25 protein-coding genes are annotated in these 21,233 nt (G+C 58.2%); 11 read left to right on the plus strand and 14 right to left on the minus strand.

What is annotated here, in order from left to right:
* The 4 genes from ACESNI_RS14430 to phaZ all read right to left on the minus strand — a co-directional run.
* On the minus strand, positions 1–1,254 hold a 1,254-nt coding region (locus tag ACESNI_RS14430), incomplete at its 3' end, for a multidrug effflux MFS transporter (RefSeq protein ID WP_373088117.1).
* Positions 1,226–2,035, minus strand: a complete 810-nt coding sequence (locus tag ACESNI_RS14435) for a M48 family metallopeptidase (RefSeq protein ID WP_373088120.1) — start codon at positions 2,033–2,035, stop codon at positions 1,226–1,228. The genes ACESNI_RS14430 and ACESNI_RS14435, both read right to left, overlap by 29 nt.
* Positions 1,998–2,453: a YcgN family cysteine cluster protein gene (locus tag ACESNI_RS14440; protein WP_373088123.1), complete on the minus strand. Its 456-nt coding sequence runs from the start codon at positions 2,451–2,453 to the stop codon at positions 1,998–2,000. Before ACESNI_RS14440 ends, ACESNI_RS14435 begins: the two co-directional genes overlap by 38 nt.
* Positions 2,454–2,462: 9 nt before the next feature.
* Positions 2,463–4,274, minus strand: a complete 1,812-nt coding sequence (phaZ, locus tag ACESNI_RS14445; protein ID WP_373088126.1) for a polyhydroxyalkanoate depolymerase — start codon at positions 4,272–4,274, stop codon at positions 2,463–2,465.
* A gap of 201 nt (positions 4,275–4,475) precedes the next feature.
* On the opposite strand from phaZ, the gene ACESNI_RS14450 reads away from it, so the two are divergent.
* Positions 4,476–5,021: an ankyrin repeat domain-containing protein gene (locus tag ACESNI_RS14450; RefSeq protein WP_373088129.1), complete on the plus strand. Its 546-nt coding sequence runs from the start codon at positions 4,476–4,478 to the stop codon at positions 5,019–5,021.
* Between the two features lie 18 nt (positions 5,022–5,039).
* Here ACESNI_RS14450 and ACESNI_RS14455 read toward each other — a convergent pair whose 3' ends face one another.
* Positions 5,040–5,744, minus strand: a complete 705-nt coding sequence (locus tag ACESNI_RS14455; RefSeq protein WP_373088132.1) for a lipid-binding SYLF domain-containing protein — start codon at positions 5,742–5,744, stop codon at positions 5,040–5,042.
* Positions 5,745–5,874: 130 nt separating this feature from the next.
* On the opposite strand from ACESNI_RS14455, the gene ACESNI_RS14460 reads away from it, so the two are divergent.
* The 8 genes from ACESNI_RS14460 (at position 5,875) to ACESNI_RS14495 (ending at position 13,106) form a co-directional block, all read left to right on the plus strand.
* On the plus strand, positions 5,875–7,206 hold the full coding sequence (locus ACESNI_RS14460; protein ID WP_373088135.1) for an ActS/PrrB/RegB family redox-sensitive histidine kinase: 1,332 nt from the start codon (positions 5,875–5,877) through the stop codon (positions 7,204–7,206).
* Positions 7,207–7,263: 57 nt separating this feature from the next.
* Positions 7,264–7,791 carry an ActR/PrrA/RegA family redox response regulator transcription factor gene (locus ACESNI_RS14465; RefSeq protein ID WP_373088138.1) on the plus strand — a complete coding sequence of 176 codons (528 nt, stop codon included), beginning with the start codon at positions 7,264–7,266 and terminating at the stop codon, positions 7,789–7,791.
* Positions 7,792–7,798: 7 nt separating this feature from the next.
* Complete coding sequence (locus ACESNI_RS14470; RefSeq protein WP_373088141.1) at positions 7,799–8,602, plus strand: site-specific DNA-methyltransferase; 804 nt, start codon at positions 7,799–7,801, stop codon at positions 8,600–8,602.
* A 107-nt stretch (positions 8,603–8,709) separates the two neighbouring features.
* Entirely contained in the window at positions 8,710–9,288 is a 579-nt protein-coding gene (locus ACESNI_RS14475) for a D-sedoheptulose 7-phosphate isomerase (RefSeq protein WP_373088143.1), read from the plus strand.
* 8 nt (positions 9,289–9,296) lie between these two features.
* On the plus strand, positions 9,297–10,823 hold the full coding sequence (gene rfaE1 / locus ACESNI_RS14480) for a D-glycero-beta-D-manno-heptose-7-phosphate kinase (protein WP_373088146.1): 1,527 nt from the start codon (positions 9,297–9,299) through the stop codon (positions 10,821–10,823).
* Entirely contained in the window at positions 10,820–11,812 is a 993-nt protein-coding gene (gene rfaD / locus ACESNI_RS14485) for an ADP-glyceromanno-heptose 6-epimerase (protein ID WP_373088149.1), read from the plus strand. Before rfaE1 ends, rfaD begins: the two co-directional genes overlap by 4 nt.
* An 84-nt stretch (positions 11,813–11,896) precedes the next feature.
* Positions 11,897–12,352, plus strand: coding sequence for a hypothetical protein (locus ACESNI_RS14490; RefSeq protein WP_373088151.1), 456 nt, complete (start codon positions 11,897–11,899; stop codon positions 12,350–12,352).
* Positions 12,345–13,106 (plus strand): DUF1829 domain-containing protein, encoded by a 762-nt coding sequence (locus ACESNI_RS14495; RefSeq protein ID WP_373088154.1) that lies wholly within the window; start codon positions 12,345–12,347, stop codon positions 13,104–13,106. Before ACESNI_RS14490 ends, ACESNI_RS14495 begins: the two co-directional genes overlap by 8 nt.
* A gap of 16 nt (positions 13,107–13,122) precedes the next feature.
* Here ACESNI_RS14495 and ACESNI_RS14500 read toward each other — a convergent pair whose 3' ends face one another.
* Genes ACESNI_RS14500 through ACESNI_RS14540 form a run of 9 tightly spaced genes read right to left on the minus strand, consistent with a single transcriptional unit; the run spans position 13,123 to position 19,845 of the window.
* Positions 13,123–13,443 carry a cupin domain-containing protein gene (locus ACESNI_RS14500; RefSeq protein WP_373088156.1) on the minus strand — a complete coding sequence of 107 codons (321 nt, stop codon included), beginning with the start codon at positions 13,441–13,443 and terminating at the stop codon, positions 13,123–13,125.
* Positions 13,433–13,885: an MmcB family DNA repair protein gene (locus ACESNI_RS14505; RefSeq protein ID WP_373088159.1), complete on the minus strand. Its 453-nt coding sequence runs from the start codon at positions 13,883–13,885 to the stop codon at positions 13,433–13,435. Before ACESNI_RS14505 ends, ACESNI_RS14500 begins: the two co-directional genes overlap by 11 nt.
* Positions 13,882–14,247, minus strand: a complete 366-nt coding sequence (locus tag ACESNI_RS14510; protein ID WP_373088161.1) for a helix-turn-helix domain-containing protein — start codon at positions 14,245–14,247, stop codon at positions 13,882–13,884. Before ACESNI_RS14510 ends, ACESNI_RS14505 begins: the two co-directional genes overlap by 4 nt.
* Before the next feature lie 25 nt (positions 14,248–14,272).
* The gene (locus ACESNI_RS14515) at positions 14,273–14,953 is read right to left on the minus strand and encodes a Smr/MutS family protein (protein ID WP_373088163.1); all 681 of its coding nucleotides are present in this window, start codon (positions 14,951–14,953) and stop codon (positions 14,273–14,275) included.
* On the minus strand, positions 14,934–15,620 hold the full coding sequence (locus tag ACESNI_RS14520) for a lactate utilization protein C (RefSeq protein WP_373088165.1): 687 nt from the start codon (positions 15,618–15,620) through the stop codon (positions 14,934–14,936). The genes ACESNI_RS14515 and ACESNI_RS14520 overlap by 20 nt, the downstream gene beginning before the upstream one ends.
* Entirely contained in the window at positions 15,620–17,044 is a 1,425-nt protein-coding gene (locus ACESNI_RS14525) for a LutB/LldF family L-lactate oxidation iron-sulfur protein (RefSeq protein WP_373088167.1), read from the minus strand. The genes ACESNI_RS14520 and ACESNI_RS14525 overlap by 1 nt, the downstream gene beginning before the upstream one ends.
* On the minus strand, positions 17,044–17,817 hold the full coding sequence (locus ACESNI_RS14530; RefSeq protein ID WP_373088169.1) for a (Fe-S)-binding protein: 774 nt from the start codon (positions 17,815–17,817) through the stop codon (positions 17,044–17,046). The genes ACESNI_RS14525 and ACESNI_RS14530 overlap by 1 nt, the downstream gene beginning before the upstream one ends.
* Before the next feature lie 59 nt (positions 17,818–17,876).
* A complete protein-coding gene (locus tag ACESNI_RS14535; protein WP_373088172.1) occupies positions 17,877–19,133 on the minus strand; it encodes a murein transglycosylase A in 1,257 nt (418 codons plus the stop codon).
* 16 nt (positions 19,134–19,149) lie between these two features.
* Entirely contained in the window at positions 19,150–19,845 is a 696-nt protein-coding gene (locus ACESNI_RS14540; RefSeq protein ID WP_373088174.1) for a Tim44/TimA family putative adaptor protein, read from the minus strand.
* 169 nt (positions 19,846–20,014) lie between these two features.
* Here ACESNI_RS14540 and ACESNI_RS14545 point away from each other — a divergent pair, with 169 nt between their 5' ends.
* Positions 20,015–20,566 (plus strand): FxsA family protein, encoded by a 552-nt coding sequence (locus tag ACESNI_RS14545; protein ID WP_373088176.1) that lies wholly within the window; start codon positions 20,015–20,017, stop codon positions 20,564–20,566.
* 132 nt (positions 20,567–20,698) lie between these two features.
* Positions 20,699–21,208, plus strand: a complete 510-nt coding sequence (gene secB, locus ACESNI_RS14550) for a protein-export chaperone SecB (RefSeq protein ID WP_373088178.1) — start codon at positions 20,699–20,701, stop codon at positions 21,206–21,208.
* Positions 21,209–21,233 lie beyond the last annotated feature (25 nt).

The following is a 21,233-nucleotide window of genomic DNA, read 5'->3' on the forward strand; positions in this document are numbered from 1 at the left end:
CGGCGACCGGGATTCCCGCGCGCGCATTAGCCAGAAGGAGAGGGCCGAGAGTATGCCCATCATGGCGATGGCCGAGACCATGGCAATAGGGGTGCCGTCATAAAAGAAGGCGACGAAATAGCCGATAATCGCGGCAAACCCTAACATCAAGAACCCCATCAGTGCCGAGGCGGACCCGGCCTTTTCCGGAAATGGCGCCATGCTGCCTGCCTGCGACTGCGGCAGCACTATCCCCATTCCCAGCGTATAGAAAACCATCGGCGCCACAACCGCCGCAATGGCATCAACCCCAGCATAGGCGAGCGCCGCCATGGTGATCCCGGCAGCGGCCGAGATCAGCGTCCCACTCTGGACGGAGAACAGCAATCCGCGCCGGGCGGTCAGGGCCGGGCCGACCAGCGTGCCCGTCATGAACCCGATCACCACCATGCCGAAATAATAGCCGAAGCGAGCCGGGGGGACGCCGAAATACTCGATCAGGACAAGCGGCGAGCCGGAAATGAAGGAAAACAGGCCACTGAAACAAAGGCCGCCTGCCAGCGAGAACCCGAGAAACTCCCGATGCCGGAGCAACGCCCAATAGTTACGAACGATATGGGCCGGACGGAGCGCATTCATGTCACGTACGGTAAGCGATTCCCCGACGAGAAAATTCGTCGTCGCCGCGATCAGTAGCGCGACGGTTCCCATAAAGATAAAGACCGCGTGCCAGCCGAAATAGGCGGTGAGATAGCCCCCGATAATCGGGGCGATCGCCGGGGCAAGCCCCATAATGGTGCCCATCCGCGAAAGTTGCCGCGCCGCCTGCTCGCGCGGGTACAGGTCGCGAACCATGGCGCGCGGGATGACGATCGCCGCGCAAACACCGAAGGCCTGCAGGAACCGTAAAAAAATGAGTTGATTGATATCGACCGCATAAAGGCAGGCGAAGCTGGCAAAAATATAGATCAGGAGCCCGATGACAATCACCGGCTTGCGTCCGAAACGGTCGGTGATCGGCCCGTAGATCAGCTGACAGCCGCCAATGCTGAAGGTGAAAATACTCAATGTCAGCTGGACATCCGCCGCTGTCGCATGGAACACGGCGGCAAGCATCGGAAAGATCGGCAGATACATATCCGTCGATAACGGCCCCAGCGCCACGGCGGCGGACAGGTACAGCGTGAAGGCAACGGATGTCGGGACCAGATGTTTCATAAACGGCCCATTATAAACAGGCTGCCCGTCATGCTCCGCCTTCCGGCTCGATGCCATATTTATGGATATCCGCCCCGTTCTCGTGCAGCCATTTCCGGGCCGAGGTGACACCCGGATGCAACGCATCGACCACGGACCAGAACGCCGGCGAGTGGTTCATATGGCGAAGATGGGCGACCTCATGGGCGACAATATAACTCATGACCGGCTCGGGCATGAACAGCAGCCGCCAGGAGAAATGCAGCTGGCCGGTGGAAGAACAACTGCCCCAACGTGTTCTCTGATCGCGGAGCGTTATCCCCTTCAAGCTCACATCCAGCTCTCCGGCATAATCGGCGGCGCGGCCCGAGATTTCCTGTTTCGCGGTTTTTCGCATCCAGTCGCGCAGACGACGGGGCAGATGGGCGGGGGCGCCCGTCACGTAAAGCGCGCCATCCTCGGCCCAAACAAGGCCGCGCCGATCCGGGGCATGGGTAATGCGGTGCGGCACTCCCAAAAGTGGCACCGTGACGCCATCGCGAAACGGTACCGGCTGCGGCTGGCGCGCCAGTTTTCCGGCAATCCAGCCAAGTTCCTGTTCAACGAAGGCAAGCCCGCCCTTGACCGACACTTTTGGTGGCAGGACGAGGACGACGCGGGCGCGCTGGTCAATGCGCAGCTTCAGGCGGCGCGCGCGGGAACTGCGGCGGATTTCAAGGGGAATACGGGCATTATCGAGCAGCAGATAGGGGTCTTTCGCGACCACCAGTTGCGGGACGGCCTGCCGCGCCGGTGCGGACAGGGGCATCTGGCCCCTGCCATCACGACCCTTCAATGTCTTCTTCCGGCCAGTCGACAATATGATCTTCCAGATCCCCCGCCCATCGTTCCGATACCGCGCGGTTACGCACCGAAATTCCAGCCCGGTGGACCGTTTCCGGATCACCCGAGACCAGCGGATGCCACCACGGCAGCGGCTTCTTCTCTGACAGCAGGCGATAGGCGCAGGTTTTTGGCATCCAGTTCAGTTTCGGAATGATTTCCGGCGTCACACTAACACAATCGGGTACGAGACGGGATCTTTCTGCATAATGGGTACAGCGGCAAGTTCCCAAATCGAGGAGGCGGCAGGCGACGTCCGTATAGGCAAGCTCCAGCGTATCCTCGTCTTCAAGCTTGAGAAGGCAACATTTCGCACAGCCGTCACAGAGGGATTCCCACTGTTCGCTGTTCATATCCTCAAGCGCCACCGCTTCCCAGAATGGCTTGTCCGTCACGTCGATTATTTATCCCTTTTTGCGGGTCGGCACCGATTTCTTCGGGGCTGATTTTCGTCTCGCAATGGTTTTAGCCGGTGCCTTTTTCGCCGTCAAGCTCGCGCTGGTCGCGCTCTTGGGTTGAGCCGCGGGTGTTGCCGGTGACGGCGCGTCCGACTTGGGGGCTTCAACCTTCGGGGCTTCAACCTTCGGGGCTGCTACTTTTGGAGTTTCGGCCTTCGGAGCTGCTGCTTTAGGAGTTTCGGCCTTCGGGGCTTCGGCTTTTTGGGCGTCGACCTTAGGTACTTCAACCTTCGGGGCTTCGGCCTTTGGAGCCGCTGCCTTAGGAACTCCAACCTTCGGCGTTTCGGCCTTTGGTGTTTCTGCTTTGGCAGTCCCGGTTTTCGGTGCGGCCATTTTTGATTTGGCCGTCTTTGACTTGGCTGCCTTTGACGTTACTGGTTTCGGTGTCACTGCCTTTGGCGCTGGTGTCTTTGCTTTTGCCGTGGGGGCCGCTGTCTTCGGCGCGTCTGCCTTGGCGGTTTTGGTCTTCGCCGCCGGAGCCGCTGTTTCCGCCTTTTTCGCGACCGGCGTTACCGTCGTCTGTGTCGCTGCTTTTTTCGGCTCGTGCGCGCGGATGAAATCGGAGATGCGCGGCGCGATCTCGCTGTTGAAGCGGCGACCGTTGAAAACGCCGTAATGGCCGACACCTTTCTGCTCATAATGGGTTTTCATCGTCTCGGCTAGACCGGAACACAGATCCTGGGCCGCAACTGTCTGGCCGATCCCCGAAATATCGTCAAGTTCACCCTCGACGGTCATCAGCGCGGTTTTGGTGATCAGTTCGGGTTTTACCAGATGGTCGCCGCGATACATCATTTCACCCTTCGCCAGCGATTGTTTCTGGAACACGGTTTCAATGGTCTGCAGGTAAAATTCCGCCGTCAGGTCCATGACCGCGTTATATTCGGCATAGAAAGCGCGATGCTTGTCGGCAACGTCGCCATCGCCCGCGACCAGATTGTCGAACTGGTTCATATGGGCTTCCAGATGACGGTCGAGATTCATGCTCACAAACCCGCCGAGCTGCAAAAAGCCGGGATAGACACGGCGGAAGGCACCGGGATAACCGACCGGCACCGGACTGATGACCATGCGCTCGAACGTCTCGATGCTATGTTCCATCGCCAGCTTGCACGGCTCGGTCGGATGGCGGCGGGTATCGATGGGGCTTCCCATCAGGGTCACCGACAACGGAGCGTTCGGGTTCTTCTCCTCAGCCATTAGCGCGACAGCCGCCAGAACCGGTACGCCGGGCTGGCAGACGGCCATGACATGGGTGTCCGGCCCGAGGAATTCGAGATATTTCTGAATGTAATCGATATAGTCATCCAGATCGAAGCGGCCCTCAAACAACGGGACATTGGCGGCATCGCGCCAATCGGTGATATAGACATCGTGATTCTGGATCATGGTTTCGACCGTACCGCGCAGCAAGGTGGCGAAATGGCCAGACATCGGCGCGACGATCAGGAGTTTTGGGTCTTTACGCTGTGTCGCGCGCTTGAAATGCTTGAGCTGGCAAAAAGTGAGGGGCTTGAGGATCTCTTCACGCACCAATACCGTCTGACCATCAATCTCGGTGCTGGTGATGCCAAATGCCGGTTTTCCGTGGTATTGGGTGGTTTCTGAAAACAAATCAAGCCCGGCGGCCATTGTCTGCGCCTGCGGCGATTCCGAGACCGGATTGAACGGGTTTTTCAGGATCTGCGAATAGAACTGCGCCGCCATCCGCAATGGCACGAGGGCCAGTTTCTGAACTTCTACAAGCTGGTATAACACAAACGGTTCTCCTTCAATGTCGGGTTCCCGCCGGCAGGCGGTCGACGAGTGCAAGCGCGTAGTTTTCGCTGCACTGCAACATAATACATCCTAAACATGGAAATTGTTAGCAATAATTGCAACTTTATTCCGAATCCGTTAATAAATACCCTTAGTGTTGCTGAAAATCCGGCATGTACCGCAGACGTGAGGGCCATACTGATGAGATTCTGGTGCTGCCTTATAATTTTGAGCCTGTTCATCGCCCGTCCGGTGGCCGCTGGCGCGTTGTTCACGGAGGATGCGGTGTTCGGCGCCGCAGCACAGGGAGATTCCGCCGCGGTCGAGGAATATCTTCTAACCGGCAATAACCCGAATATCCGCGATAGCAAGAAAGTTCCGCTGCTGCTCTATGCGGCGATGGCGGGGAACCCCAAGACCATCCGCGCGCTGATCCAGCATCGCGCCCGCCTTGACCTGAGGGACGCCCTCGGCAATAGCGCCCTGATCCAGTCCGCCGCCTACGGATCGATCGCCGTGACCAAAATCCTTATCGACAATGGCGCCCGGGTAAATGAGGAGAACCGGCAGGGTGAGACCGCCCTGATCAAGGCCGCAAAAAACGGCCATCTGGCCGTCGTTCAGATCCTTCTCGACAACGGGGCGGACCCGGCCATCTCGGATTTTACCGGCCGGACGGCCCTGGATCATGCAACCCAGAACCGTCAGCCCGAAATCGCGCACCTCCTGATGAAGGTGTCGTCCTAGCTTTCGCTCATAAACGAATTACTTGGCTTCTGCCGCCCGCAACGCGGCGCGCAAACCGTCGGCTTGCGGGTTTACGGCCGTACGGTTGATGACAATTGCCTGTGTTGTCGTCGGCTTGCCGTAATAGGCATCGTTCCAGTCATCCTTGGGCGCGAGAATGGACCCCTCGACCGAGGCGCCGATGAACAGCCCCTTCGAATTGGCGAAGGAGAAGACATCCACATTGATGTTCGTAGACGAGGCCGCCCCGATTGTCGTTCCGACTGGTCCGACCGCCGCGCTTAAATCGCCGCCAAGCTTGACCTTGTTATCGATCATCGCCTGCAATCCCTTCTCTGTCATGATCACGAGCACCAGTTCCTTTGCTTCGGCGCCGAACTGCAGGCCGATGCTGCCCTGTCCCATGGTATAGAAGGCGGGCGACGACCAGTTTCCAGCAGCATCCTTACCGAGCAGGACCCCGCTACCGCCGGCACCGCCGACAAAGAACCCGGCTTTCAGGACCTGCGGAAAGACCACCACGCCCTTTGAGACGGCCAGCAGCTTGCGAAACTGCGCCATATCCGACTGCCCGGCCAGAGTATCGACAGTAATCTTGGCTTTTTCCACCATTTGATCCTGGGCGTCGCCCGCCGTTGCCAAACCGACAGTTGCCGTGAGCAGGGCACCGGCCGAAAGCAGGGGGAGAAGCGCTTTTCGAATCATCGTTATCATTGCACGCATATCATTATCCTTTTTGAATGATTGATGGAAACCGCATGACATCTATAAAGTATGATATCAATCATGGTTATTATATGTCAGCTTTTCAAGTTACCCGGTCCTGCGGGGACAAAATAACTGCCAAGGTAGAATGTCAAACGAACGCCATCCGGAAACCGACGCCGACGCTGTGATTTTTGCATCCGGCGGCATGCGCCTGCAAACCCTTGTCTATATCCGCTGGCTGGCGGTACTGGGGCAGGCCTTCACCGTTGTCATTGTGCAATTTGGCTTCGGCTACCATTTGCCGATGGTGCCGGTCATTGCCCTGATCGGCGCCAGCGCCCTTCTCAACCTGCTGGTCAGTCTCAGCCGCAAATCGACGGCGCGCCTGCCAGACCGCGGGGCCATCCTCTACCTGTTCTACGATATCCTGCAGCTGACCGGACTGCTCTATTTCACCGGCGGCCTGACCAACCCGTTTTCAGTGTTATTTCTGGTGCCCGTGACAATTTCAGCCACCAACCTGTCGCGTCGGGGCACCGTGTTTCTGGGCCTCATCACGTTCACCGCGATATCGGCACTGGCGGTCTTTTATGAGCCGCTGCCGCTGCCCGAGGGGTCGTTACGTTTGTCGGAAATATATATCCTGACCATCTGGGCGGCATTGGTACTCGGCAGCCTGTTCCTGTCGGGCTATGCCTGGCTGATCGCCGCCGATGCCCGCAAGATGTCCGACGCGCTGACCGTCGCCCGGTTTGAGCTGGCGCGGGAGCAGCAACTGTCCGCCGTCGGCGGGATTGCCGCCGCCGCCGCCCATGAGCTTGGCACGCCGCTGAACACCATCCTGCTGGTGTCGGAGGAACTGGCGCAGGAGTTGCCGGCGGGCAGCCCCGCCGCCGAGGATGCCGGGCTGCTGCATGATCAGGCGAAAAAATGTGCCGAAGTGCTGGCCCAGCTGTCGCGCCGTCCCGATACTCAACGGTTCCTGCAGGACAGCGCCCATCATAATTACCTTGCACTTGACAGTATTTTCGAGCTGATCGCCCAGCAATATTCAGACGCCGGGACCGAGGTTGCGATCCAGTCCCATGGCGATGCGGCAACAAAACCACGGCTGTACCTGAACCCGGAGCTGCGCTTTGCGCTTGGCAACCTGATCAGCAACGCTGTCGAGTTTGCCGCCCACCAGGTCAGCATTGACCTATACTGGAATGACAAGCTGGTGCGGGCGGAAATCCGCGATGACGGGCCCGGCTTCTCGGAGGAGATCCTCGGGCGGCTGGGCGAGCCCTATATGACGACCCGGCGCGGCAAGGGCGGCATGGGTCTCGGTGTCTTCATCGCCGATATGATGATTAAGCGCAGCGGCGGTGAGCTGACCTTCGGCAACCGCAAAACCGGCGGCGCCATTGTGGAAATCCTCTGGCCACGGCCGCGCCTTGAAAAATCTGACCCTTTCAGAAAATCGATGGTACTATAAAAAAACGATAATACATGTCCAGACGGAACGGCATTCACGGACGGGAAAAGAGCGAAAATGAACGAAAAGCGGCTGCTCATTGTCGATGATGATGAAATATTCCTGAACCGGCTGGGCCGGTCAATGACGCGTAAGGGATTTACCCCGACCCTCGCCGGCAATGTCGCCGAGGGCAAACGGCAGGCGCAAACCGCTGCCCCCGACTATGCAATCGTTGATCTGCGGCTTCAGGACGGCAACGGCCTTGAGGTGGTCGAGGCCATTCGCGCCGTCAACAAGCACGCCAGTATCGTCATGCTGACCGGCTATGGGAACATTGCCTCCGCCGTCGCCGCGGTGAAGGCAGGCGCCATTGATTACCTTGCCAAGCCCGCCAATGTCGAGGATATCGTCAACGCCCTGCTCGCCGACAAGGGAACACCGCCGCCGCCGCCGGAAAACCCGATGTCCGCCGACCGCGTCCGCTGGGAACATATCCAGCGAATTTACGAGCTGTGCGACCATAATATCTCGGAAACCGCGCGCCGGCTCAATATGCACCGGCGGACCCTGCAGCGGATCATGGCCAAGCGGTCCCCGCAATAGGATGGCCGTGGAAACCATATCCAAACCCGAGATAACGCTCACCTGTGGCGATGCCACTGCGGAAATGGCGCGTCTCCCTGCGGGCAGCATCGACCTGATCGTTGCCGATCCGCCCTATAACCTCGGCAAGGATTACGGTAATAATATCGACATAAAAACCCGCGCCGCCTATCAGGACTTCACCGAGGCATGGCTGCGTGAGGCGGTGCGCCTGCTTCGGCCCGGCGGCTCACTCTATTGCTTCATGGGCGTGAAATTCATTGCCCGCCTTTATGTGATGCTGGAGGAAACGCTTGGCCTGACCCCGCAGGGCTGGATTACCTGGCATTATACCCAAGGCATGGGCCGCAAGCGCGGTTTCTCCCCCCGCCATGAGGATATTCTCTGGTTTTCCAAGGGTGAGACGGCGGCGTTTAACCTCGACGACGTGCGGGTGCCGCAGAAATATTACCGCAAGCGCAACAATATGGCAGGGGCCAACCCGGGCGATGTCTGGCAGTTCAGCCATGTGCATTACTGCGCCGCCGAGCGCCTGCCACATCCGACGCAAAAGCCCGAGGCGCTGCTGGAACGCATCATCCGGGCCTCATCGGCGCCCGGCGATCTGGTGCTCGACCCGTTTCTCGGCAGCGGCACCACGGCCCGGGTCGCCCAGGTTTTGGGCCGCCGCGCCACCGGCATCGACGTCAACCCCGACTATATCGAGATGGCCACCGCCCGCCTGAAAGAGCCGTTTTCCGGCTTCGACAGCGCCGATCCCCGCCGCAGCCGCACGTCGCGCGACCTGCCCCGCGAAACCGTGGAGGGCTAGGCGCATGGGGGGCGCGGATAAACTCCGTATTTGCAGGGGGGCGCAGTTTATACTATTACCGCTTATACGATCACCGCAGAGCGTTTTCTTTAACAAATGAGGCCAACTTGACTCCGCTGGAATATTTTGACGCTGAACTGGAAGATCATGCTGCCGTACTGGCAGAAACGCGGCGTGTCATGGCCGGACCGTTCCAGGAAATGCTTGGCCTCTGGGTCGAGGCGGTGCGCGGGGGTCATAAAATCCTGTTTTTCGGTAACGGCGGCAGTGCCGCCGACGCCCAGCATCTTGCCGCCGAGCTGGTCATCCGCTTTATCGAGGACAGAAAGCCCATCGCCGCCATTGCGCTGAACACGGATACCTCGGCGCTGACAGCAGGCGCAAATGACCTTGGCTTCGAGCAGATTTTTGCCCGCCAGCTCGACGCGCTTGGCCAGCCCGGCGATGTTGCTGTTGGCCTGTCAACCTCTGGCACCAGCCCGAATATCGTCGCCGCCCTTGAAATGGCCCGCCAAAAAGGTCTCATCCCGACCGCTTTCACCGGGCGCGACGGCGGATTGATGCCGAAACTCACCGATTGTGCGCTGATTGTCCCGGCGCAGTCCACCCGGCGCATACAGGAAATGCATATCACCCTCGGTCATATGCTCTGCGGCGCACTTGAACAGTCGCTGAAACTGGTATGAGCGGAACAATGCAGATATCTCCCGCGCTCCTCGCCCTGCTCGATAAAACCGGCGAGATCGAGGTGCTGGTTCTGGGCGATGTTATGCTCGACCGTTTCGTTTACGGCAGCGCCACACGGATTTCGCCCGAGGCCCCGATCCCGATCCTCACCATCTCGCATCAGGCGCAAATGCTGGGTGGCGCGGGGAATGTGGTACGCAATATCACCTCGCTCGGCGGTCGCGCGCGCCTCGTGTCCGTGATCGGCGAGGACGCGGAGGGGCGCGAGATTACAGCAATCCTGACCGCACCCGAATTGGCGTCAGGGGCCGGTACGGCGCCCAACCTTATTACCTCGGTCGGTCGACCGACCACTGTCAAGACCCGCTTTATCGCTGATGGCCAGCAACTGCTCAGAAGCGACGCCGAGGCAAGCCATATGCTACAGCCACAAACGGCGGAGAAGCTGCTGGATGCCTATAAACAGGCGCTTGAGACCGCCGATATCGTCATTCTGTCAGATTATGCCAAGGGCGTGCTTTCCGATCCGGTTCTCCGCGCGGCGATCACACTCGCAGCCGCCAAGAACATTCCCGTCATTGCCGACCCGAAATCGCTGGATTTCAGCCGCTATGCGGGCGTCACCCTGCTGACCCCCAACGCCCGGGAGATGGCCGCGGCGAGCGGGATGCCCTGCGCCACCAATGCGGAGGTTGAGACGGCGGCGCGGCACACCCTGAAAGCCGCCGGGCTCGATGCCCTGCTCGTCACCCGGTCGGAGGCCGGAATGAGCCTGATCACGCCGACAGAGGCCTATCATATCACCGCCAAGGCGCAGGAGGTGTTCGATGTCTCCGGGGCCGGGGATAGTGTCATCGCCGCGCTCGCGCTCAGTTTCGCCGCCGGCGCGACCCTGCCCGAGGCCGCGCAACTTGCCAATCTTGCGGGCAGCATCGCGGTTGCCAAATCCGGCACCGCCGCCGTCACCCGCGAGGAGCTGGGCGCCGCACTTCACAGCGCCGAGATCAGCGGGATTGAGAATAAAATCATCAGCTTTGAAGCGGCAGAGGAGCGGGTTTCCAACTGGCGCGCCCGCGGCCTGAAGGTTGGCTTCACCAATGGCTGTTTCGACCTCGTTCATCCCGGGCATATCTCGTTGCTATCGCAGGCGCGGGGGGAATGCGACCGGCTGATTGTCGGACTTAATACCGATGACAGCATCCGCCGCCTGAAAGGCGAGACCCGCCCCGTCACCAACGAAAACTCCCGCGCCATCGTGCTCGCCAGCCTTGGCGATGTCGATCTCGTCGTGCCGTTTGCCGAAGATACGCCGATCCACCTGATTGAGGGGCTCCGGCCCGACGTGCTGGTGAAAGGCGCCGATTACACCGTCGAGACCGTCGTTGGCGCCGATATTGTCCAGGCGTATGGCGGACGCGTCCATCTTGCGACCCTGAAGGAGGGGTTCAGTACCACCGGCACCATTCAGCGCCTGCTCGGCACCCGGGAGACCCGGGAAAAGGCAGCCTCAAACAAGACGGCGGAAAAACCATGAAAGACTTCGTTCTCGTCACCGGTGGGGCCGGGTTTATCGGCTCCAACATCGTCGCCGCTCTCGCAGAACAGGGCAAATCCGTCGTTGTCTGCGATTGGCTGGAGACCGGCGATAAATGGAAAAATCTCGCAAGCTCAGTGATTTCCGATTTTGTCGACCCCGATAACCTTGAAAACTGGCTTGCCCAGTGCCGGACGCATATTACCGCCATCATTCATATGGGTGCGATCTCGGCCACCACAGAAACCGACGGCGATATGATTCTGGACCGCAACTTCCGGCCCAGCCGGATGCTCTGGACCTGGGCCAGCGATAATAACGTTCCCTTCATCTATGCCTCCTCCGCCGCGACATATGGCGACGGGGCGGCGGGTTTTGACGATGACGCAAGCGAGGCCGCGCTCGCCCGCCTCAAGCCGCTTAACCTTTATGGCTGGAGCAAGCAGGCGTTTGACCGTTTCGTCGCCCGCGAGATTGCCCGTGGCGCCACGACGCCACCGCAATGGGCCGGGCTCAAATTCTTCAACGTTTACGGACCGAATGAATACCATAAGGGCGGCATGAAAAGCGTGATTGCGCAATGCTACCCGAGCGTTGCAAACGGCGAGGCCGTCACCCTGTTCAAGTCGCACCACCCCGATTATGAGGATGGTGGCCAGCTTCGTGATTTCGTTTATGTGAAGGACTGCGTCGATGTTGTCCTCTGGCTGCTCGACAATCCGAAAGTCTCCGGCCTGTTCAATCTCGGCACCGGCAAGGCCCGCAGCTTCAAGGACCTCGCCACCGCCGTTTTCAAAGCCGCGGGCAAGGAACCGCAAATCACCTACCGCGACACCCCGATCGAGATCCGCGATAAATACCAGTATTTTACCGAAGCCAACATGCAAAAACTCCGCGCCAAGGGCTTCGGCGGCAATCTCCGGAGTCTAGAAGACGGTATTAGCGATTATGTCACCAACTATCTCGCGAAAGATGACCCGTATCGGTGATGCTATCTACAAGAAATAGTTAGCTTTGGAACTACTATTTAGTGTAAATTGCCCTTGATTGTATTTAGGGTCACAGAGAGCGTGATGATGTCGGATACTATAATATCCCAAAATGAAGCAGATGCGCTTTTCCAAATGGAAAAAATATCTACTGCCGCGAATGAACTGAAATTTCCAAGTTTAGGAGGAAACCTTGAATTAAGCTTCACCTCTGAAAACAATAAAGAAGAGTTCTTTATAAACTATAGGCAAAGTTCTATTAACCTCGTGAAAAGAAATCACCATATGCGAGGAAGGAATATTCTCGGGTTAGCAAGACTTGATTTATTCGGGCCGCCTCATCGCAATCCTAATGGAGAAGAAATTGGACCCTGTCATTTGCATTTATATAAAGAAGGCTATGATTTAAAATGGGCTCAAGAGGTCCCGGAAAATTTATTTGGAAACCTGAAAGATTCATACGAAACGCTTCGACTATTTATGGTATTTTGTAATGTCAAAAAACTTCCTCATTTGACAAAGGATCTCTTTCATGAGTGACGTAGAAAATTTAATTGATAACTATTACTCATGGCTAAAGGATAAAACTGTCTGGAAGAAAATTGATAAGTGGGCCGAAATTACTACTCCCTATATTGATCACAACAATGATTATATACAAATATATCTCAAACAAACGCCTGATGGCTATTTTCTTACAGATGATGGAGACACAATTTCGAATTTGAGAGAAGAAGGGTGCAAACTCGAAACTCCGAAAAGAAAGGCAATCCTAAAATCTACTTTGAATGGCTATGGTGTAAATGAAGAAAACGATAAACTTCAGGTCAAAGCTAATGAACGGAATTTTGCGTTAAAGAAACACTCTTTAATTCAAGCAATCCTCGCTGTTAATGATATGTTTTTTTTAGCAGAATCACACATTACTAGTTTGTTTTTTGAAGATGTTAGAAAATGGTTAGATATTTCGGAAATTCGATATTCTGAACAAGTTTCATTTATCGGGCATTCGGGTTATGCGAGAAAGTTTGATTTTCTAATTTCAAAGTCAACATCTGCTTATGAACGAATGATAAAAACCATCAACAATCCTAATCGACATAGTGCCGATTCAATTATAGTTGATTGGGTAGATACACGAGACATTCGCCCAGAAAAATCGAAAGCTTATGCTTTAATAAATGATCAATCAAGAAACGTCTCAAGTAGTATTATCGAAGCTCTCGATAGTTATGATATTAAGCCAGTTTTGTGGAGCGAGCGCGAAAATGTTCAAGTCGAACTTGCTGCATAAGATAATTAACGCTCGTTCAAAACCCCTTAGGTTCTGCCGTTAAAAACTCGATCTCGACGAAGGCGCAGTCAAAATCGTTGCCGCTGCGGACGTTATGCTCAATGCCGAGTTCGCGAAAGTAGGGGATGCCGGTTTTAAGTTCGGCGCGGAATGTCTCTCCGCCGGGCAGGTCGATATCGAGGAAGCCGTCGAACATCGGCACCACTACATAATCGTAGGCATGGGTATGCCATCCGGTGGCATCGCCTTTTTTCTTGAACCGCCATTCGGTGACGCGGGTCCGGGGGTTGTCGATAAAGACGGTCGGGAGGGCGGTTCCCTTGGCATCAGCGCACATAATTTGTCTCCTTCATTGAGGCTTCCGCGAGGCGGAGGCGGTTGGCGGCGGTGCGGGCAAAGCGGAGCGTGATATTGCGGCGGCGGCTGCCGTTGAGCTTAAAGTCCATCGCCGGGCGGACGACCGCGCCGGTAAACCCGTCAGCAATGATCAGGCCCTGGATCTCGGGCAGCAAATCGATGGGAAAACTCTCATCGACGGCAAAATAGAAGGCATCGCAGAACTCAAGGTAATCGCTCCATTTTTCATCGACGCGGAAATCGGCGGCGCTGCTCTTTATCTCGACGATGACAATCCGGCCTTTCTCATTAATCCCCATCACATCGACCCGGCGGCGGGAGCGGAGCTTGACCTCGCACAGGCTGTCATAGCCCATATCATGGAGCAGGCTTTGCACACCCCGGGCCAGACGGGCCGCCGTATCGGCGCGCGCCTCACTCATTTTAACGCCGCGGATTTCTTCAGGTAGCTCAGCATTTCCTTCAATCGCGGCTCGGACAGGGTGCGCACCTCGCGCGCCAGCAGGTTGGCATATTCCGTCGCCGTCGGGCTTAAGCCGCTGGTATCGAGGGTGACTTTCGGGTGCGACAGCGCGGCGAGGCGCTGTAATTCCTCGGCCTCTTCCCAGATGATATTGAAATAACTGCACATCTGCTCGACCAGTGAAAAAGAGGGGCGGCCACGATGGCCATGCTCCAATGCCGACAGATAGGCGGCGCTTATCTGTAAATCTCCGGCCATTTTCTTAAGCGTTATACGTTGGTGATGCCGCAATTCCCTCACACGTAATCCAAAGGGCGTCATGACATTATCCTTATACTAATACTGTTCAGCCGCGCCGCCTTCGAAGCAAAACATAAAGGGCACCGCTGCCGCCATGTTTCGGCTGCGCGGCGCGAATGTCAATAACAAGGTGCCGTAATTCCGGCCCTTGAAGCCATTTTGGCACTGCTTCGCGTAAAATGCCGGGTTTTTGTGGCACCATAAAGGGGGCATCGTCGGTTTTTTTCGTCGAGGAGCCCTTGCCGGTGATCACCAGTACGCAGCGCTTGCCCTGCCCTTGCGCCGTGGTGATGAAACTGCGAAGCTGCCGCTCCGCCGCGGCGCGGGTCAGGCCGTGCAAATCGAGCCGGCCGTCGATCTCCATCTGGCCTTTCCTGAGGCGTTCCGAGCTTCGCCGGTCGAGACCCGGCACATTCTGGCGGCGGGATGGCGTGGCCTCCGCCCCCTCATGCATCCCGCTGAATTCCGTGCCGTGGCCGCCGAGCAGAGCCTCCCGTATTTCGGCGGCGGTGAGGGCGCGCCGTTCCCGCGGGACAACCGGGGCCTTTTTCGGCACCACTATGGTGGATTTCGGGGTCGCGGGGTTACCCACCTTTATGGGGTCGTCCGGCGCGCCGCCAATAAAGCGGTCGCTGTCCAGCGGATCGATGCTGCGGGCAACATGATCCCAGAGGGTGCGGTCGGCGCGGGACAGGCCGAGCGGGCGGTCAGACTTCCGGGCCATCATCCACAATCACGATATGAAGGCGGCGGGGCCCGTGGGCGCCCATGATCAGGGTCTGCTCGATATCGCCGGTGCGCGACGGGCCGGAGATGAAATTGACAGTGCGCGGCAGGTTGCCCTCGCCATAGGTTTTGCGAAGACGGTCCCAGCTATCCTCCAGCGTGCCGGTGATCTGGCTCGCCTTCAGGATAACGATATGGTTTTCGGGCAGGAAATTCAGCGTTGACGGCGTCTCCGGCCCCGAGGCGAGACACAGCGTGCCGGTCTCGGCGATGCCGGTGAAGGCGGGGGTGAGGCTAACCTCGTCGCTGATATGGGCGGGGCCGCGCGTAATCTCCATCATCGGGAGGGTATCGAACGGAATGCCATCAAGCGCGGGCGGGGGCGACATCTTGATCCGGGACGGCAGGTTATGGCCGGTCAGGTAGTCCTGCACCGCCTCCGGCACCTCGGTGAGGGAGGCGACGCGGCTGACCGTCGCCGCCAGCGCCTCGGCCCTAGCCTGAAACATGTCGACCTGGGCGGCATGGGGAATTTGCGCGCGGGCGGGGATAATCTGGCGGACATGACCGGTAATCCGCGACCGGAGCGCCTCGGCGGCGTTCCCCTCCCGCGGGCCACGACCGAGATTTTCACGGATACGGCCGAATATTTTTTCGCGCGGCGTCATTATTTCTGCCCCCGCTGCTGCCGTTTCCACTGGTCCATGAAGGTCGCACCCTCCGGCGCGGGGAAATCCCGGACCGAGGTCCAACCGGACATAAGTGGCAGCTTTTTAAGGCGGCCCCGCTTTCCGGCGGCAAGGCGAAGGCTGCGGGCGCCAAGGCGCGTTACGATCCGGTAGAGGGCGGGGCGCTTGGCGAAAAACGCCCAAAGGCCAATGCCCCAGCGTTCCGGTTTCGGCGTAATCTGCTTCTCGAACGCTTCCTCACGCCAGTGCCGCATGATTTTAGGCAGCGGAATGCGGACCGGGCAGACTTCCTCGCAACGGCCACAGAAGGTCGAGGCATTGGGCAGGTGCCGCGCCTCCTCCAAACCGACCATCTGCGGATTGAGCGCCGCGCCGATCGGGCCCGGATAGACCCAGCCGTATGTATGGCCGCCGACCGCCTGATACACCGGGCAATGGTTCATGCAGGCGCCACATTTGAGGCAGCGGAGCAGGTCCTGCTTGTCGCTCCCGAGTAGATCACTGCGCCCGGCATCGACCAGAACGACGTGAAAACTGCTCGGCCCGTCAAGATCCGCGCGCCGTTTTGGGCCGGTGGAGAAGGTCGTGTAGACGGACATCTCCTGACCGGTCGCCGACCGCGCCAGCAGGCGGAGCAGCAGGCTTGCGTCCTCCAGCGTCGGCACGACTTTTTCGATGCTGGAGACGGCAATATGGGTTTTCGGCAGCGACTGGGTGAGGTCGCCGTTACCCTCATTGGTGACGATCACCGTCGATCCGGTCTCGGCAATCAGGAAATTGGCGCCGGTAATGCCGACATCGGCGGCGACATATTTATCGCGCAGTACGCTCCGGGCCTCATTGACCAGCGCCTGCGGATCGGTCAGGCGCTCGGTCAGGCCGTATTTCCCATGGTGATCATGGAACAGCTCTGTCACCTGATCCTTGGTCTTGTGCAGGGCGGGGGCGATGATGTGGCTTGGATATTCATGTGCAAGCTGGATGATATATTCACCGAGATCGGTCTCGATCGGCTCGATCCCGTTGCTTTCGAGGAAATCATTGAGCGCCATTTCCTCGGTGATCATGGATTTGCCCTTGGTCACGGTGCGGGCGTTGACGTCCTTGCAGATTTTCAGCACCACGTCGCGCGCCTCGGCGTAGGAGCTGCACCAATGGACCATGCCGCCCTGAAGGATCACCTGATCCTCGAAATACTCAAGGTAATAGTCGAGATTTTCGAGGCAATGGTTCTTGAGATCGACGGCGGCATCGCGTAAAGAATCAAATTCGGGCAGGTCGGCGACGGATTTGGCGCGGGCGACGGGAAAGCCGCCCTTCACCTTGGAAAAGGCGCTCTGGATGTTCTTGTCGTTGAGCGCGTCATGGGCGCCCTGTTTGAAGCGGCGGCTGGTAACCTGCATCAGGTCTCCCCCTCACCGAGGCCGGGACCATCGGCCATGCCCGCCAGGATTTCGGCGACATGGACGACCTTCATGTCCGCGCCGCGCCGCTGCAGCCGCCCGGCGATATTCATCAGGCAGCCGAGATCGCCCGCCGCCAGCATGTCCGCCCCGGTCGCCAGCAGGTTATCGATCTTGGTATCGACCATGGAGGCGGAGATTTCCGAATATTTGAGGCAGAATGTCCCGCCGAACCCGCAACAGGCCTCGCTGTCCGCGGCCTCACGTACATCAAGCCCGGCGACCGCGCCCAGCATCGCCCGTGGCTGCTCCCGCACCTTCATTTCACGGAGGGAACTGCAACTGTCATGATAGGTCAGGGATTTTTCAAGGCGGACATTCTCCGGCGTAAAGCCCAGCACGTCCTGCAGGAAGGACGTCAGCTCATAGGTGCGCGCCGACAGCTCGGTCACCTCCACCATCATGGTGTCATCGTCCTTGAACAGCTCCGGATAGTGGTGGCGGATCATGCCGGCGCAGGAACCAGACGGGGCAACCACATAGTCATAGCCCTTGAACGCCCGGATAACCTGGGTTGCGATCTCTTTTGCGCTTTTTTTATCACCGGAATTATAGGCGGGCTGACCGCAGCAGGTCTGGGCTTCCGGCACCATAATGGTGCATCCCGCCTGTTCCAGCAACTTGATCGCGGCAAAGGCGACGGAGGGGCGGTTGAGGTCGACAAGGCAGGTGACAAACAGGGCCACGTTTTTCTTAACTGGGGGAACGGACATTTATAACTCCCTATTTCACCCCAAACTATACCGTCTGCTGCCCGCTTGCACCAGAAAAGTTAGGACGTCGGCCGTTGCAGCAACTTCGCCGCCAAAGATTTGGGCAGCAGGATCCAGATCTCGCCGTCGCTTTTCATGCCGCCGGACATTTCATAAGCATGATCGCCATGGCCCCAGAAGACATCGCCGCGCACCGGTCCACGAATGGCGCCGCCGGTATCCTGCGCCATCATCAAATGCCGGAACGGCGCCGATTTCATCTCGCCGCTGGCGGGCGCGACCTCGGTTGACAGCCACATCGGCACGCCGAGCGGCAACCATTTGCGATCGACCGCAAGGCTGCGCTCCGCTGTCAGCTCCACACCCTGCGCCCCGACCGGGCCGTCGCCGCTTAATTCACGAAAAAACACATAAGACGCGTTTTTCTGCATTAATTCCGCCGCTTTGTCGGGGTTTTGCTCCAACCAGTCGCGGATGGCCTGCATCGACATGTCTTCCTTCGCCACATAGCCCTTGTCGATCAACTCGCGGCCGATGGCGAAATAGGGATGGCCATTCTGGGCGGCATACCCGACGCGAAGCGTTGTGCCGTCATCCATCTCGACCACGCCGGAGCCTTGTATATGCAGGAAAAAGGCGTCGATGGCGCTATCGACCCAGACCAGCTCAAGCGCGCGGTCCGCAAGCGCCCCACCCTCGATCCCGGTGCGGTCGGGATAGGGGACAAGGTTTCCGCCAACCACGCTCCCGGCGATACGCTGACCCTTCAATTCGTCGCGAAACTGGCCGAGATCGACCATCACCAGCTCCGGCGGGCGCAGGTACAGCGGCGTCAGATAGGGCGCCTGGCGGGTCCGGCTGCCGTTCAGGCTGGCCTCATAATAGCCGGTGAAAAGCCCGGTCTCCTCCGTGTTGTTGAGGATCTGGAAGGGGGTGGTATGGCTCTCGAAAAAGGACTGCAACAACTCGGGTCCCGGCGGCAGGGCGAGTGCCGCCTCACAAAGCGGCTGCCAGTCACCCGCGGTGCCGGCAATGCCGACCCCGCCCATCTCGCGTGTCGCTGGCAGGGTTGCTATCTTTTGGCAGGATTTAACGAAGGCGGCGCGAAAGCCGGTGTAGTCCGCCTCCGGCCAGCCGGGAAGATCGGAAAAGCTCACGGCGCGAATGTTCAGATTGTCTTCCGTTACTTGCCCGCGTTCATATAACCAGACCAGCGTCCCAACAACGACCAGAACGAGGCCCGCCACCATGGTGGTTATCCAAGTCTTGCGCGAAAGCGGCCGGGAAAACGGGAACCGGAAGGATGCCATCGCCATCGTGCGGCCTCCGTCGTCAGTTGGCACTGCGGGTGGTGATCAGAAGCCAGTTCGGGTTCCGCGATTTGAGGTCGCGGGCAAAGGTCCAGATCTCATGCACCGTCTGCGGCTGCGCTGAGCCGGAAACGACAATGCCATCCTCGTCCTTGGTCATCGAAATCATTTCCGCCTCGAACTTGATGGTGATCTCGGCTTCCTTGTTGACGAGATTTGCCTCGATGATATCCGCCGAATGAATGGCAACGATATCCGTCGACATCACCTGTTTCTCCGCCTCGCGCTCGTCAATCGAGCGGGCGAAATTATCATAGACATCGTCGGCGAGCAGGGCCTGCAAAGTATCCCGGTCGCTCTGGGCGAAGGCAACAACAATGCTTTCATAGGCGGCCTGTGCCCCGGCGGTAAAGCTGGTCTGGTCAAAACTCCGGTCTATCTGGCGGATCTGGCTTAACGTTCGGGCAAGCTCGCTGCCACCAAATGGGCTGGTGGAGGGCCGTTTGGACTTGTCACCCAAGAGAACAATATTGTCTTCCGTCTGGCTGTCGTCGAGATCGGCTGCTTTGTGGCCTTCCGGCTGACGCTGTGCCTTTTCTTCGGGCGGTGCCTGTTCGTGGCCCATCCGCCGTCCAAGGACACTTCGCAGGCGCAGGAAAATAAACCCCGCAACGGCGGCGAGCAAAATAATGTCCAGGAACTGAAATCCATCGTCCATAATAATATCTTCAAATTGAGTTTGGTAAAGTTTCCAATAGCCCTTATGTAAAGGGCAGTTCAAGATGGAGGTTAACGAGTTACGTCGCTAAGGTCCAGTATCTTATAAGAGATGCCCAATTAACAATCTCTTACTGGTTACATAGAAACTCTGGCAAGGATAAACAAGCTTGGCATTATTAATTCTGGCAGCCGTGATCGGAATTCCGCTGGTGGAGATTATGGTCTTCATCAAGGTCGGAAGCGAGATTGGCGCCCTAAATACCATTCTCATCACCGTGGTCACCGCTGTGATCGGGGCGGCCTTGCTCCGGATACAGGGGGTTGGCGTGCTGATGCGGGCCCGTGCGGCGCTGGAGCGGCGCGAAACCCCGGTCCATGAAATTTTCGAGGGAATCTTTCTCGCTATCGCCGGATTGTTCCTGTTAATTCCGGGCTTTGTCACCGATGCCATCGGCTTTCTGCTGTTCCTGCCGCCACTGCGCCGGGCGCTGGCGGGCTATGTCGCCTCACGCACGCGCTTTGTCGCGGTCAATCGCGGCGCGGGTGGTAGAGGCCCGCGTGGCGGCGCGAGCAGCGCGGGCGGCGGACCGATTATCGACGGCGACTATGAGGTCATTGAGCCGGATGCGAAATCGCTCGATGACCGCAACCGGAGCAGTGGCGGCGATGGCCCCCACGGTCCCGGCAATGCCGACAGCCCCTGGGCGAAGAATAAATAAGCCAAAAAAACGACGGGCAGGCGGGACGGAAGCGGACTTCCCCTTGTCGCCGCCGCGCATCCATGTTAACCACTTTGTCAATATTTTTCCGGCCCCACGCGCGGCTATACTAAAATCAGGAGAGACCCATTAATGTCAGAAAACGGACAGGATAAACAGGCCGCAAACGGCGCCCAGGCGGCCGAGCCGCAGAAGTCACCGACATTGGCGATTATTCGCCAGTATGTGAAGGACCTGTCCTTCGAGAATCCCAATGCGCCGGACAGCCTGTCGCCCGAAAAAGGCGCGCCCGCCGTGACCATGGCGGTGAATATACAGGCGAAGGCGGTCGGCGAGAACCTGTATGAAGTTGAACTTCGCATCGAGGCCAAGGGCCAGCATGATGAGGCGCCCGCCTTTGTCGTCGAGCTGGTTTACGGCGGCCTGTTCCAGTTGATGAACTTCCCGGCGGACACCATGGAGTTGGTCTGCATGATCGAATGCCCGAGACTGCTGTTCCCGTTCGCCCGCCGCGTCATTGCCGATGCCACCCGCGACGGCGGCTTTTCACCGTTGCTGCTCGACCCGATTGATTTTGCTAATCTATTCCGGGATCACAAAGCCCAGCAAACCGCCCAGCAGGCCCCCGCCGGCACCGCCTGAGCCTTCCCGAGCCCTGACTGAATAC

The organism is Sneathiella sp. (assembly GCF_041689005.1).
Classification (GTDB): Bacteria; Pseudomonadota; Alphaproteobacteria; order Sneathiellales; family Sneathiellaceae; genus Sneathiella.